This is a genomic window from Nostoc sp. (assembly GCF_036917675.1).
In the GTDB taxonomy this organism is placed as follows: Bacteria; Cyanobacteriota; Cyanobacteriia; order Cyanobacteriales; family Nostocaceae; genus Nostoc.
Genome location: NZ_JBALCT010000044.1, coordinates 19,537 through 33,977, shown reverse-complemented (window position 1 = coordinate 33,977; position 14,441 = coordinate 19,537). Strand labels below are relative to the sequence as shown.

The following is a 14,441-nucleotide window of genomic DNA, read 5'->3' as shown; positions in this document are numbered from 1 at the left end:
GGCTGTGTATAGCGCACTCTGACCATAATGTGATGCTGCACCAACCACAATACTTGTAACTTCTCCTCTGCTGCCCTACTCCCCTCAATATAATCGAAACCAGGATAAGAAACTTTCCCACCAAGAATATCTCAGATTACCTACACTCAAGTTCATTTTGTTGCGAATGTCTTGAATATTCCAGTTGGTTAGTTTAGCCAGAGTTTGCGCCTCTTGTTCAAAACGCTTGGGCAAAGACCGTTTATATTCTCTACCTGCCTGACACTTGAGTTCCCCTTGGAAGGGATGTTGCAAAACATAACGCCCTTGGAAAGATTCACTATTAGCAGTTTGTTGGAAGATCAGGTCTTCGGGGAATTTGTCACGGGTATAGCGAACATGCAACCGGGAGATGAAAACGCTACTACTAGGAGAAGAACGACGATAGCCGGGGCGTACTGGCGTATTACTTGCAGAATTATCATCTAACCAAAATACACCTGCTTGCTTGAGTTCTTCTGGGGTTAGGGGATCGGCAGAACAGGGATCGCAACTACCCATGTCCCAAGCGTATTCCAAAAAACCAACTTTTCTATCTTCTTTGGTGTAGGCAGTTTGAAACATGGATTTGTAGAATTCACCAAATTCACCTTTGACAAACAAGGGAATGTTGGCGTCGGAGGGAATTTTCACTGTCCGGTAGTTAGTGATTTCTGCTTGTCCTTGGGGCGAGAGGATGTAGACAATCAAATCCTGTTCTGTCGTAGCATTGATCATGCCCAAACGAATTGGCAGCATGAATTTGGGTGACTGGTAGGAAATTTGTAAAGGACGCAGGAACTGATAGCCAGATTTCTCAAATTTATCCAAGTTGACTTTGGCAACAAAGAATTTCATTGAGGAACGGATGTAGGGCTGAAGTAACTGTTTTGCTCCTCTAGGGATTTTGTAGCCATTGCGTTTGAGCCAAGTTTCTAGTCCGCCAGATTCTTTAGCGCTGAGGATCAAAATGTCGTATTCGCCGACGTTGAAACGCGCTTCGACTGTCACACCTAAACTGCGATCGCTTGTCTTTTGAGCTTGCTCATTGGCTGCGCCTGCTCTAGATGCCGGAGCAGGTCGATCTAGCGAATCACTTACAGCACATGGATCTGAGTCAAAATATTCTACCAATCGTGGCGCACTAAAAGCATCTAGGCGCTGGATAATCTTCGGTTCGATCACATGAACTTGCTCTTTTTGCAGCACCGTTGGCACAGGTATTACTATTGCAAAATCTTTCACCTCGCCTTGAAAGTCGTTTGCCATTGTCATTACAGTGCGATCGTCTTCTCGCGCTATCACCACCTGAGAAGCTTTGTTATACAGCTTCGTATCAGCTTTGGCTACATAAAATCCACAAAATGCCCAAGCTGCGGGTGCAAAGCACAAAACAGCTACAATTGCCAACAATAATGGCGTTAAAAGTCGAAAAAATCTCATTTTATACCTCTACTTTTTTAATGCTGAATTAGGAGACGCGATGAATCGCGTCTGTACAAGAATTAGGAGAGACGCGATTAATCGCATCTGTTAGGAGTTCTCCCTCATCTCCTCTTTGCCAAGCAAACCTTGGGGCTAACCAGAGAACATCTAACAGAATGGTCAATGGCGCAAGGGCAAACAGCGACCAGAAGACTGCTGTGGAAACAAAGAAATAATTCCGCAGGATAAAAGTTAATCCGGCGATGCAAACTGCCCAAACTACCCGCCCAATTCGGGAATTGGGAATCGATCGCGGATCTGTAATCATAAATAGAGCGAACAGCAGCAAAGAGCCGCTCATTAATCGGTGCCAGTAAACATCCCAAGTCCAACCCAGCCAGAGATTGCGAATCGCTTCCAGCAAGGAGTAGGCAGTCAAAAAAGCTGCTGTGGTGTCCCAGCGACCAATACGTTGCAAAATCATGCCACCAGTGCCAACAAATAATAGCCCATACCACCACTCTTCACCCCATTGTCCCGGCGAAACCCAAGCATCGGGGGTGAGAATCAAGACGGAAATGATCCCAAAATTGGCGGGATTGAAGAAATGCTTATCACCGAATTGGAAGATAAATTTGCTAGCGATCGCAATTGCTGCGGCTATTGCCATTGTCGTCCAGTGATCAGCCCGCAATAGTAAACTGAGTCCTAGTGAGGTAATTAAAGCACTGCGAAGATTGGGGATTTGTTCTTTGCCACTAATTAATGACAATATCCATTGGGTTGCAAGACTGGTGGCGATCGCTACCCCAATTAACTCAGGTCGCAGCGTCCAGTCTCGTGTACCGATTCCCACGACTAGGAACAAGCCCAGAAATAGAATTTGATAATCTCGTATATCTTTGAGCAACATTACCCTTTCATTCAGGGATTCCCCGTAGATTTGTCATCAATCTAGACGAGTGCTAACTCAAATAGTATTACTGTTACAGATTTTGTTACAAAATAGAGCAGTAAATCTAAAAATCCCTGAGGATATAGTCAGAGATAGAAATGTATTTCGTAAGCAACACCTACAAAAAGTTGTCAGCAGCAGATAAACGCAAATGCAGCTAGCTCCCCTGTTCCCAATTTTCTACCGCGTTCTCCAACCGAGTTTTCCCAACTGCCTTTGGGGTGGAAATCCCCATGCTAAAGCGATCGCTCTGACTTTTGATGATGGACCCCATCCTCAATACACACCCGAAGTCTTGGCAGTGTTAGACCGTTACAATATTACTGCGAGTTTTTTTTGGTTGGGTGTTTGTGTCAACCGTTCACCAGCCATTGCTAAAGTTGTTTGCGATCGCGGACACTGGATCGGATTGCATGGCTACGATCATCGTTCTTTTCCGATGCTTTCCCCAAATGACCTGAAGGACAGTTTAGAAAAAACCCAAGTTGCCATCTACAATGCCTGCAACCTGCAACCTGAACAAGTGCGAGATGTCCGCCCCCCCAATGGTTTATTTACACCTGCGACTTTAAAATTGTTCTTTCAGTGGAATTACCGCCCAGTTATGTGGAGCGTTGTACCAGAAGACTGGGTGCGGCCAGGTGTAACCACTGTGGTAGAACGAATTATGCAGCAGGTCAAAAATGGTTCGTTGATTGTCTTACATGATGGTGCTTGCGGTGGAGAAGATGTTGCTGCCATAATTCAAATCCTCATTCCGCAACTGCTACAACAAGGCTATGAGTTTGTGACTGTTGATACTCTGTGGCAGCGAGCTAAGGAATAAGAATTAAATAACATATAGTTTATGTCCCTGGCTTACCTCACCCTCAATCCCTCTCCTTATAAAGGCTATGGTGTACACACAAGTCATCGAATTACCCAAAACAAAACAAAAACCTCACCCTGTCATATCTTTAATCCCTCTCCTTAGTAAGGAGAGGGACAGGTTTTGCACAAGCAAAACCAGGGTGAGGTTTCTTTGGAGTATTCGATATAAGTGTAAATTGCTTCAAGAAAGACTTGTGTGTACACGGTAGCCTTATAAAGGAGAGGGATTGTGAGACAGGATGAAGTTTTGAAATCAAAGTAAGCTGCTGGACACCCTACTATGAAAACACTTTTTTTAGCTTGGCAAGATCCTAAAAGTCGGGCTTGGCTTCCCATCGGTCGCTTAACATTTGACGGGACAAAATATCAGTTTGTGTATACACAAGGTGCTGTAAAAGCTCAAGCTGAACATAATTTTCAGCTATTGTATTCCTTGCCAGACTTGAACAAAGAATACACATCGGTTGAACTATTTCCCTTATTTTATAATCGATTAATGCAACGCTCTCGACCCGACTACAAAAATTATATTCAATCGCTAAATATTCCTGAAGGTGAAGACTATCCAGTTACCATCCTCTCTCGGAGTGGTGGACGCAAGGTAACGGATAATTTTGAAGTTTTCCCCTGCCCAGAACCAGATGAAAATGGTTTATACCATATCCATTTTTTTGCACATGGATTACGACACCTTCCTGCTTGTGCAACTGAACGGATTAATCAATTACAAACGGGTGAACTCTTATATTTAGCGAACGAATTTCAAAATCCCTATGACCCGCGTGCATTGCTATTATGCACTGAAGATCATTACGTCGTAGGTTATTGTCCTCGGTATATTGTGGATGATGTTTTTAAACTCAAGAACAAAAATTCAGAACTTCTAAATGTAAAAGTTGAGCGGGTTAACCCAGTACCGACACCTCTCCAACTACGTTTATTGTGCAATATGACCGCAGAATGGCATGAGGATTTTCGTCCATTTTCTAGTTGGGAGTATCAGCCTTTGGTGGCTGATATCCCAGTGACTTATGCTAGTTCTTAGAGTTGATGTGCGGCTAGAAAAGCTTCGACTTGGGCAGCTGTTGGTTGGGAAGCGATCGCACCTGCTTTAATGGTAGTCAGCGCTCCAACTGCACTGGCGTATGTGACAATACGTTTTGCTGTTTCTGCATCCCGCAAGCTGTGGATGCCATACTGACTCAGTTGGTGGATGAATCCAGCCAAAAAGCTATCTCCTGCACCAGTTGTATCAACTACAGGGATGGAAAAGGAAGGTAATTTGCCTTCGTTCTCACCCAGACAGTAGCTGCAACCGTTTTCCCCATCTGTCACCAGTACCCCCTCAATTGAAGCCAGACGGTAGGTGATGGCTCCGGGATCTGCGGTTTCAAATAGCCATTCAGCTTCTTCTTTGGAGAGTTTGAGGAAATCGACTCGCTTAAATAATTCTGGAATTTTTTGATGAGCGATGTTTGGTTCATCCCAAAATACAGGACGCCAGTTGACATCCAGCACAATTTTCAAGTCGTAATGTTCTGCTAACTCTAGAGCGCGGTGAATTGCCTCTTCACTTTCAGGATAGGCTAATTCCAGAGTACCCAAAACCAGAAAATCTGCCTCTTGAAACAGTGAATCTAGCAATTGTTTAGCTTGCAGGTGAGTATCGGCAAATTCTGCGGTATCATACCGACCAAATCCGGCGAAAGTGCGATCGCCAGCCAAATCCCGTGTAACATAAACTTGCCGCGTTGGTGCTGTAGGATGGCGTTGTACCCCCGTCGTCTCTACACCTACATCTTGTAATAGTTTCACCAGCGCATTCCCTGCTTCATCTTCGCCAACGGCTCCGATAAATCCGGCTGATGTCCCCAACTTGACTAAAGCACAGGCGACGTTAGCTGGTGCCCCTCCTGGGTAGGGAGTCCAAGATTTCACTTCTTCCAGCTTTAGCCCCAATTGATCGGCTAAACAATCAAACAAAATTTCACCAAGGCACAAAACACGGGGATTGCTCATCTCATTTTCAATTTTAGATTTCGATTTGGGATTAGGAATTTACAGTATAAAATCTACAATGATTTTTGCTAATCTGTCGCCAGTTCTTCATAGAATGAAATAGCACTTTTTACTACTCCCATAACATATATATGCTTCTAATACTCGTCAAAATTATCTCAGTGAATAAACTAGATTTTTACATAAACGATGTAATTTTTAATACTTTAATATTTTATAATTTATATTTCTGCCAACTTGAAATCCAAAGAAAATATTGACAATAGTATTACTGCTAACACTTGAAACCCCTACCAACAAAAGAATCCTCTAGAATTAGAAAGAGCGATTAAGTACATATACCAACAGAGGATAGAAATAGTCATGGCTGGTGGCAAGTCTGAGACCCCCGTTAGTCTGTCAGACAGAGAACTGCAAATTATCGACTTAGTGGCCACTGGCTTAACTAACCAAGAGATTGCAGGAAAACTGGAGATTAGCAAGCGTACAGTTGATAACCATATCAGTAATATTCTCACCAAAACCGAGACAGAAAACCGAGTAGCTCTTGTGCGCTGGGCTTTAAGGTGGGGCAAAGTCTGTTTGAATGATGTCAATTGCTGTCTTCTCCCTAACCAGATCGAATAAATAATTTACTAGTAGCAAGGTAATTATTCTGGTCTGGTATAGTAAAGAGCCAATGAATGAGGTTTACTGATTCTTGCCCTCCTCATGTCTAAGTTTTCAGTGTGAACACTCTACCAAAAGTTCCGAGTCCTTCACTCAGCCGGAGTTTATGTTAGTGGAGCCAGCTGACCCTCGGACTCGGTAACTATAAAAAAGATCACAATTTCTTAGGACTTATGCAGTCTACAAATTAATCATGGTATGATTTTACCAAAAAAGGTAGTTTCAGCTTTGATTAATCATTAACTTTGATGGCAAATAAATCGGCGCTGTAGGGGCAATTCATGAATTACCCCTACGGCAGATGCGGTTTTTTCCTAGTCCATATTTGGTGTTTTCTGTGAAGGCGTAAGTCCTATTTCTTTTCAAATTCAGCAGAACAGATGTGAGACTTACGCATCAACAACGAAAAATTAAGGCTTTGGGCAGGGGACTGAGGAGCAGGGGAGAATCATTAATACCCAACGCCCAAACTCAACAATCATCCACAAAAATTGGCAACAATTTAGTAGTGCAAGCGTTACATTTGAAAGAAATATATGTTACCCTATCGGTTTTGAGAGCGGTGTTTCAATGAATACTTCTGCTTCTTTTCAGGGTGACTCGTCTCCCTTTGAATTTTTTAACTTTTATCTGACGACACCTGTATCTGAGAAAGTTCCGAGTCTTGAAAACCGATTTTCAGACTTTCCTCGACCCACACAAGATGCCGACTTACTCAGACAGCTATCGTTTATTCCGGGGTTAAAAGAAATTTTGATGCTGCGGCAGGTTCACGCCTTAGAACATGCTACTGTTTGGGTTCTTAGCGAATCAAAAAGTGCCTATCCTGCCAAAGGAGAACCCACTAACGTTCAACGAGATAACGAACTATTAGGCGGTTTGTCTACTGAGCAGGGATTCTACCTCTATGGTGAGGTGAATATTAGTGATTTGCGGCGTGCGATCGCACTTGCTCGACATCGCCTCACCAGTGGAGAATGGGATTTGGCTGTACATCCCCGTTGCGGCACAAATTTATCAGTAGCAATGCTCTTAACGGCTGGCCTAGCTGTCGGTGTGCATCTGTTGCTACCATTTCGACCAATTGAACAACTTATAGGTTTGGGGTTAGCAGCAACGACAGCCGCAGAACTCGCACCTAATTTAGGTTCTATGGCACAGCGTTACCTAACAACTGCCATTCCTTTTAACCTAGCAATTGAAAATATTATCCGTACACGCGACGTTTGGGGGCGTGAGGCACATTTTGTGAAAGTGGTCTGGCAAGAATGAAGGGAGCAGGGGAGAAGTTGTAGTAAGTCTTTCCCCTTTGCCCAATGCCCAATACCCTAACAAAATTATGAGAAAACTTTACTTCTTACTCCCTGGTACAGATGGCAAATTTGCCTGTGGTGGTCTTTGGGCTGAGTTAAAAGCACTTAATCTGGTTCAGCAGTTTTCTAGTGCTGATGTTGTAACTTACCGTCAACGAGAAAAAGGTAAGCTTTTTATTGATGATTTGCTAAAAGAGAAAAATTTAAGTGATGTAATTTTTGTCATCAGTTGGGGATTTGATGTAGCTCAACTCGTGGCTAAACTTAAGCAATACAATGTCGTTTATCATGCACATAGTGCAGGTTATCCATTTAGGCTAAGAGCAAGTATTCCGATCATCACTGTCAGCCGCTATACAATGGGATATTGGGGAGAAAAATCACCCAATTCTCTCATTTATTATTTGCCCAATCAAATTTCTGATGAGTTTCAAAATTTAGGTCTGGAACGGGATATTGATGTTTTAGTTCAGGCTCGGAAATCTTCTGAGTATTTAATTAAAGAATTGATTCCAGCGTTACAAAAACGTTGTAAAGTATTGGTTGTTGACTCCTATATAGAGGATTTGCCTGGACTATTCAACCGAGCCAAGGTTTACCTCTATGATTCGGCTGAGTACTGGGCACAACAGGGTGTTAGTGAAGGATTTGGTCTGCAACCAATGGAAGCTCTTGCCTGTGGCTGTCAAGTATTTTCTAGTGTCAACGGTGGACTGGCAGATTACTTAGATCCGGGATTTAATTGCTATAAAATTGCTGGATATTCAAAAGAATATGATGTGCAACGGATTATGAAGGTGATTGATTATTCAGTAACATTTAGCTTATCTGAAAAGTTGTTGCTTGAGCATCGGACTGAAAAGATTATTCAGCGTTTCCAAGTTATTCTAGATGAGTTAAATGAGTTTTTTGACCACAAAATACAGCAACCTTCTAATATTAAGAGTTTGACGAAAATACGTATGGCTAAATTACTCGCACAGAGGATATACGGTAAGCTGAGGAAGAAATAGTTTAAGAAATAGAAACGAACCGCAGAGGCGCAGAGAACACAGAGAAAAGAGAGGAAATTGGATGAATCGGCGGTTATTAGTTACGGGGGGTGCTGGGTTTATTGGGGCGAATTTTGTCCATCATTGGTGTCAAGTTTATCCAGATGATCGAGTGGTGGTGTTGGATGCGCTTACCTACGCGGGAAATCGTCTGAATTTGGCGCTGGTTGAGGGAAGAGAGAATTTTCGGTTTGTGCAGGGGGATATTTGCGATCGCACCATTATAGATCAGTTACTAGCAACGGAAAATATTGATGCGATCGCCCATTTTGCTGCTGAATCTCATGTTGATCGTTCGATTCTTGGGCCTGGGGCTTTTGTACAAACTAATGTGGTGGGAACTTTCACCCTACTAGAAGCTTTTCGGCAGCATTGGGAGACAAAAGCACAGCCATCTAATTATCGTTTCCTACACGTTTCTACTGATGAAGTTTACGGTAGTTTGGGCGCAGATGATCCAGCTTTTTGTGAAACTACACCATACGCTCCCAATAGTCCCTATTCAGCCTCCAAAGCTGGCAGTGACCATTTAGTGCGTGCTTATTATCATACTTATAAACTTCCAACCATTATCACAAATTGCTCTAATAATTACGGACCTTATCAGTTTCCCGAAAAGCTAATTCCCCTGATGTGTATCAACACCTTGATAGGGAAACCATTACCTGTTTATGGCGATGGTAAAAATGTGCGCGATTGGCTTTATGTAGGCGATCATTGTCGAGCTTTAGACGTGGTGATTAATCATGGTCAACCAGGGGAAACATACAATATTGGTGGCAATAATGAGGTAGAAAATATTAACCTTGTGCAACTTTTGTGTGAGATGATGGATGAATTAGCACCTGATTTACCAGTACATCCGACAAAGCAGTTGATTACTTTTGTCAAGGATAGACAGGGACATGATCGAAGATATGCAATTAATGCGAACAAAATTAAAACTCAGCTAGGTTGGATACCTTCAGTAACGATTGCTGAGGGTTTACGTTTAACTGTTGAATGGTATCTCAATCATCGTGATTGGTGGGAACCTCTGCTATCTGCGGAATATCAATCTTACTATCGTAAAAATTATCTGTAGAATCACCGAAAATTGGATAACAAATGGCAAATGACTAAAGAAAGATTGATTACAGGCAAAACTAAACTGCTAGGGGTAATTGGACATCCGGTGGAACATTCGCGATCGCCAGTGATGCATAATGCCGCGTTAGCGCAGCTCGTCGAAGACATCGCACATTTGGGATTAGATTACGTTTATCTTCCCTTTCCCATAGCACCAGAAAATCTAGAGATCGCGATCGCAGGTTTCGCCGCTATTGGTGTTGTCGGTTTTAGTGTGACAATACCTCATAAACAGGCAATTATACCCATACTCTCAGAAATTACACCCCTGGCTCAAGCTATCGGCGCAGTGAATACTGTTAGTCGCCAAAATAATAAATGGGTAGGCACAAATACAGATATAGAAGGATTTCTTGCCCCTTTGCAGACAACGTATAAGCAGGATTGGAGTCAGAAAGTAGCGGTAATTTTGGGTAATGGTGGTGCAGCTAGAGCAGTTGTCGCAGGTTGTCATCAACTAGGTTTTGCCAAAATTTATGTGTTGGGGCGCAATGTGGAGAAATTACAAGCATTTTGCGATAGTTGGAGTAATTCACCTATAGAAGAGAATTTGCAAGTCGGTACATGGGATGAACTAGCAAAATTGATTCCTCAAGCAGATTTGCTAGTAAACACAACCCCGATCGGGATGTATCCCAAGGTGGATGAGTCACCATTGAGTGCAGATGAGATCAAAAACTTGCCGCCAGGTGCGATCGCCTACGATTTAATATATATTCCGAAACCGACGCAATTTCTACAGCAAGCAGAAAAACAAGGTGCAATTGCGATCGATGGATTAGAAATGCTAGTTCAACAAGGAGTAGCAGCATTAAAAATTTGGTTACAGCAGGAAACTATACCTGTAGAAGTGATGCGCCAAGCGTTGAGAGAGGATTTGGGTTTAGGTTGATAAAGAAATAATTTCAAAGGGCGGTTATAAACCGCGCGCCAGTCGCCTCTCCTAAGGGGAGACGCTGCGTGAACAATGGGGGGGAACCCCCGCACAGCGCTGGCTTGTCTACACGAGGCTTTATATCATGTCCGGGCAATTAAGCATAATACCCGGAACCCCAAAGAGCCAAAGCTACGCTTCGTCTCCCCTCCCGAAGAGCGGGGAGGGGTTGGGGGTGGGGTTCTTCGGGTTTAATAAGTAATCAAGCGGACATGATATAACTATTGCCAAACTTAGCATTGGCGGATAGATTGTATTTCTTTAAGTCATTATTACCGCACTTTAATTTATGTTCTTTAAACCAAAAATACTTTTATCATGGCTTGCATTATTACTCAGTTTTGCAAGTCTATTTCTTAGTTCTTGGATTATTCTTCCGGCTCCAAATATGTTTTTACTCACCCTAGCAGTGGGAGCGCCAGAAGTCAGTCCTTGGTTATTGTTATCAAATTTGCTCTCTTTATTACTTTCTTTTTTCTGCATTCGTCGCCGTCAACTACAACGCCTAGCTTGTATTTTCAGTTTAATCGGATTGCTAATTTGTGGATGGCTGCTAGTGAATATCCCACTAACTCAAATACAGATGGCTAAAGCGATGAAACAAGGATTGGGAGCAAATTATTTAGAGCAAATTCCAGCCCAAGTAAGCGCTAAGATGCAAATCCATCCCTTTAACTTAGTTCATTTCTTCTGGGGTATTCCATTAGGTAAAACGCGTCATCAAAAAGATATTCTCTTTGCTTCTCCTGCGGGAGTGCCTTTAAAAATGGAAGTTTACCAACCCTCAGAGGTAGGGAAATATCCAGCAGTGGTAGTAATTTATGGTGGAGCTTGGCAATATGGCAATCCTCATGCCAATTCCGAGTTTAATCAATATCTTGCTAATCATGGATATACAGTATTTGCGATCGACTATCGACACGCACCGAGATATCGGTTTCCATCTCAGTTAGATGACGTGCGTACAGCCCTAAATTTTATTCGCAAACATGCAGCCGAATATGAAGCCGATCCAGAACATATGGTGCTTTTAGGACGTTCTGCGGGAGCGCATCTAGCAATGTTAGCAGCTTATCAACCGGATGCACCACCCATTCGGGGTGTGGTGAACTATTACGGGCCTGTTAACTTAACTGAAGGATACAAAACACCGCCAGTTCCTGATCCTATCAACACCCGCGCTGTTTTAAAAGCATTTATTGGTGGTTCTTTAGAAGAATTGCCTAATCAGTATAAAATTGGTTCACCGATAAATTACCTGACGCACCCTTTACCGCCAACTTTATTAATTTACGGCAGTCGTGACAATTTGGTAGAAGCGCGATTTGGCAGAGAAATGTATGAACGTTTACATGACTCTGGAAATACTGCGGTTTTTCTAGAAATTCCTTGGGCAGAACACGCTTTTGATGCCGTTTTTAACGGTGTGAGCAATCAATTAGCGTTGTATCATACCGAGAGGTTTTTGGCTTGGGCGTTGTTCAGGCAATAATTTAATTAAACTTCTGAGATAACGGGAATTTCGCCCTCACTAGGATGCTTCAACACGCTCACGGTTATTCCTACTCACCAGATGATTTTACCATACGATTAGGTGTTTAAAACCACCTAATCGACTCGACCCCATAGATAAATCTAGGGGCTTGCGTCTCGCTTTGCGGTCAATCGCAACGAATGCTGCCATTATTTTACGCGACGGGTGTTTGGTACGATGGGAAATAATATGCTGGATGAACTAATTAGACTTGTCCTGAAATTTATAACCCAGTCTGTAGAAGGGTTTTCAAGCCTGCTTATATGTCTTCAATCAACGGAGCAATAAGTGTTTGACATAGTTGATAATAGTTTAGAGACAAAAAATAGAATTTTCAAATTTTGAACTTCAACAAGATTTATTATGCTGTAAAATACCCAAAACCTATATAATGCAGGTTTTAGAATTTATAAAGATAAAATTTTATATCCTATTTTTAGGCTAATTTATCTCCTCGCTTGCACTCGCTGCCTATGATTATTGTCTCTTACCGCGATCGCACTGAAGACCGCATTCAGGGTTTAGAAGCTGGTGCTGATTATTACTTGACAAAAAGTAGTTTTTATGATTCAACTTTTATTGATGCTGTAGTCAATTTAATTGCTCGTTAATGATGCGAATCGCTATCACAAGTGCTGATTTTTCATCCCTAGTAGACTTCAAATTTAGCAATCCTCGTAGCGATAAAAAAGACCAAACCATTTCCTACGATGTCACAATTACTAGCAAAGCTTTTCAGAATTTACAAATACCATTAATGTTGTTGCTAGACCCAGCACAATCATTTACCGGAGTCACCACCGACGCTGCAAGCCGTAATGCCAAGGTGGATATTTAATAGATTTGAGTAGCAGTGTAGCAGATGGGATTCTCAGACCAGGTGAATCAATCACCAGTCGGACAATTACAGTATATGACCCCGATGCACTGCGAGTAGACTTTACACCAGGAATTTATGCCAAACCATATAAGAGTCAAAATCCTGTAATTACATCTGATGCCATTATAACAGCAGCAGTAGGACAACAATATGGTTATCAAATTGCAGCTTTTGACCCAAATGGGGCTGCACTTTCCTACCTGTTATATAATGCACCGAAGGGAATGAGTGTTGAGCAATACCTTCGCCAAAAAAATAGTATGAAGAGAGAGGGCTGATGTAGTAGAGTTATTGTCTCTCACAACGATAACTCAAAAGCGGCACAATGATTTAGTAAAAATTGAGTAAAAAAAAGCAAATTAATTAACTTATGCTTACTAGGACATATGATAATTCACATTTCGATGAAAGCACTAACGGGGTTGTTGTAATGGTCGAGCCATACAGCCAAAAAGAGCAAATACAGCAGGTTATCTACCGCATTTTAGACGCCAATTTAGATCGCGCTCGTGAGGGCTTGCGAATTATTGAGGAATGGTGTCGGTTTGGATTGAATAATGCCCAGTTATCCCTTGAATGCAAGCGCCTGCGACAAGAGGTAGCCCAGTGGCATACCTCGGAATTACGGGCGGCGCGAGATACACCAGGCGATGCTGGGACTGAGTTAAGCCATCCTCAGGAAGAACAACGAGCTAGTATCAAATCAGTGTTGCAAGCTAACTTTTGCCGCATCGAAGAAGCATTGCGGGTGTTGGAAGAATACAGCAAGCTTTACCAGCCTAATATGGCTAAAGCTTGTAAGCAGATGCGCTATCAGGTTTATACCCTAGAAAGTAGTTTAATGGGTCATCAGCGCCATCAATTGTTGTGGCGATCGCGTCTGTATTTTGTTACTTCCCCTAGTGAAACTTTGTTGAACACCGTCGAAGCTGCACTCAAAGGTGGATTAACGCTCCTACAGTACCGCGACAAAACCGCCGATGATTCTTTGCGTCTGGAACAAGCGAGAAAACTCCGGCAGTTATGCCACATCTACGGCACTTTGTTTATTGTTAACGATCGCGTGGATCTGGCTTTAGCAGTCAATGCAGATGGGGTGCATCTGGGACAACAAGATATGCCTATTGCTGTTGCTCGGCAATTACTCGGTTCCCAGCGTCTGATAGGTCTTTCTACCACAAATAAAGAAGAAATGCAAGCAGCAATTGCTGAAGGTGTAGATTACATTGGCGTGGGGCCAGTTTATGAAACTCCCACGAAAGTAGGTAAGGCAGCAACAGGTTTAGAATATGTCAGCTATGCTGCCAAAAATTGCTCAATTCCCTGGTTTGCCATTGGCGGAATAGATGCAAATAATATCAATGATGTGATTGATGCGGGAGCCGAACGTGTAGCAGTGGTGCGATCGCTCATCCAAGCCGAACAGCCTACCCTGGTGACGCAATATTTGCTCTCCCAACTCAATCGCATTAAACCAGAAATTTAAAATTTAAAAGAGTCATTTGTCATTTGTCATTAGTTAGGACTTACGCAATAACTCTCTAAAACTCTTATTCCTTCGTGTCCTTTGCGTCCTTCTCCTTCGGAGAGGCCAAGGGCGAACGCGGTTCGTTTTTTCATAATTTTGCGTAAGTCGTGATTAGT

The 14,441-nt window shown here is 42.6% G+C and carries 15 protein-coding genes and 1 pseudogene; 13 read left to right on the top strand and 3 right to left on the bottom strand.

All coding sequences use genetic code 11. The features are described from left to right. Positions 1-84: 84 nt before the first annotated feature. Together V7K31_RS14215 and V7K31_RS14210 are read right to left on the bottom strand one after the other, a co-directional pair. Positions 85-1,461: a DUF2330 domain-containing protein gene (locus tag V7K31_RS14215; RefSeq protein ID WP_335094967.1), complete on the bottom strand. Its 1,377-nt coding sequence runs from the start codon at positions 1,459-1,461 to the stop codon at positions 85-87. Positions 1,462-1,489: 28 nt separating this feature from the next. Next, a complete protein-coding gene (locus V7K31_RS14210) occupies positions 1,490-2,356 on the bottom strand; it encodes an RnfABCDGE type electron transport complex subunit D (protein ID WP_335094966.1) in 867 nt (288 codons plus the stop codon). Between the two features lie 193 nt (positions 2,357-2,549). On the opposite strand from V7K31_RS14210, the gene V7K31_RS14205 reads away from it, so the two are divergent. Both V7K31_RS14205 and V7K31_RS14200 read left to right on the top strand, forming a co-directional pair. Then, complete coding sequence (locus tag V7K31_RS14205; protein WP_335094965.1) at positions 2,550-3,224, top strand: polysaccharide deacetylase family protein; 675 nt, start codon at positions 2,550-2,552, stop codon at positions 3,222-3,224. 324 nt (positions 3,225-3,548) lie between these two features. After that, positions 3,549-4,313, top strand: a complete 765-nt coding sequence (locus tag V7K31_RS14200) for an HIRAN domain-containing protein (protein WP_335094964.1) — start codon at positions 3,549-3,551, stop codon at positions 4,311-4,313. Here the strand turns inward: V7K31_RS14200 and V7K31_RS14195 are convergent. Then, positions 4,310-5,287: a carbohydrate kinase family protein gene (locus tag V7K31_RS14195; RefSeq protein ID WP_335094963.1), complete on the bottom strand. Its 978-nt coding sequence runs from the start codon at positions 5,285-5,287 to the stop codon at positions 4,310-4,312. The two genes, V7K31_RS14200 and V7K31_RS14195, sit on opposite strands and share 4 nt — an antisense overlap. Before the next feature lie 363 nt (positions 5,288-5,650). Here V7K31_RS14195 and V7K31_RS14190 point away from each other — a divergent pair, with 363 nt between their 5' ends. The 11 genes and pseudogenes from V7K31_RS14190 (at position 5,651) to V7K31_RS14145 (ending at position 14,283) form a co-directional block, all read left to right on the top strand. Then, positions 5,651-5,914 carry a helix-turn-helix domain-containing protein gene (locus V7K31_RS14190; RefSeq protein ID WP_335094962.1) on the top strand — a complete coding sequence of 88 codons (264 nt, stop codon included), beginning with the start codon at positions 5,651-5,653 and terminating at the stop codon, positions 5,912-5,914. 612 nt (positions 5,915-6,526) lie between these two features. Beyond that, entirely contained in the window at positions 6,527-7,228 is a 702-nt protein-coding gene (locus tag V7K31_RS14185; RefSeq protein WP_335094961.1) for a DUF6391 domain-containing protein, read from the top strand. Between the two features lie 67 nt (positions 7,229-7,295). Then, the gene (locus V7K31_RS14180) at positions 7,296-8,282 is read left to right on the top strand and encodes a glycosyltransferase (RefSeq protein ID WP_335094960.1); all 987 of its coding nucleotides are present in this window, start codon (positions 7,296-7,298) and stop codon (positions 8,280-8,282) included. A gap of 61 nt (positions 8,283-8,343) precedes the next feature. Further along, entirely contained in the window at positions 8,344-9,405 is a 1,062-nt protein-coding gene (rfbB, locus tag V7K31_RS14175; protein ID WP_335094959.1) for a dTDP-glucose 4,6-dehydratase, read from the top strand. A 30-nt stretch (positions 9,406-9,435) separates the two neighbouring features. After that, positions 9,436-10,341, top strand: coding sequence for a shikimate dehydrogenase (locus tag V7K31_RS14170; RefSeq protein ID WP_335094958.1), 906 nt, complete (start codon positions 9,436-9,438; stop codon positions 10,339-10,341). 331 nt (positions 10,342-10,672) lie between these two features. Then, complete coding sequence (locus tag V7K31_RS14165; RefSeq protein ID WP_335094957.1) at positions 10,673-11,875, top strand: alpha/beta hydrolase; 1,203 nt, start codon at positions 10,673-10,675, stop codon at positions 11,873-11,875. Between the two features lie 183 nt (positions 11,876-12,058). Continuing rightward, positions 12,059-12,205: pseudogene (locus V7K31_RS31880) on the top strand (DUF7005 family protein); the annotation flags it as partial. A gap of 185 nt (positions 12,206-12,390) precedes the next feature. Beyond that, complete coding sequence (locus V7K31_RS14160) at positions 12,391-12,528, top strand: hypothetical protein (RefSeq protein ID WP_335094956.1); 138 nt, start codon at positions 12,391-12,393, stop codon at positions 12,526-12,528. Further along, positions 12,528-12,755 carry a hypothetical protein gene (locus V7K31_RS14155; protein WP_335094955.1) on the top strand — a complete coding sequence of 76 codons (228 nt, stop codon included), beginning with the start codon at positions 12,528-12,530 and terminating at the stop codon, positions 12,753-12,755. The genes V7K31_RS14160 and V7K31_RS14155 overlap by 1 nt, the downstream gene beginning before the upstream one ends. Before the next feature lie 5 nt (positions 12,756-12,760). Next, positions 12,761-13,075: a hypothetical protein gene (locus V7K31_RS14150; RefSeq protein ID WP_335094954.1), complete on the top strand. Its 315-nt coding sequence runs from the start codon at positions 12,761-12,763 to the stop codon at positions 13,073-13,075. Between the two features lie 152 nt (positions 13,076-13,227). Next, positions 13,228-14,283, top strand: a complete 1,056-nt coding sequence (locus tag V7K31_RS14145; RefSeq protein ID WP_335094953.1) for a thiamine phosphate synthase — start codon at positions 13,228-13,230, stop codon at positions 14,281-14,283. The last annotated feature ends 158 nt before the right edge of the window (positions 14,284-14,441 follow it).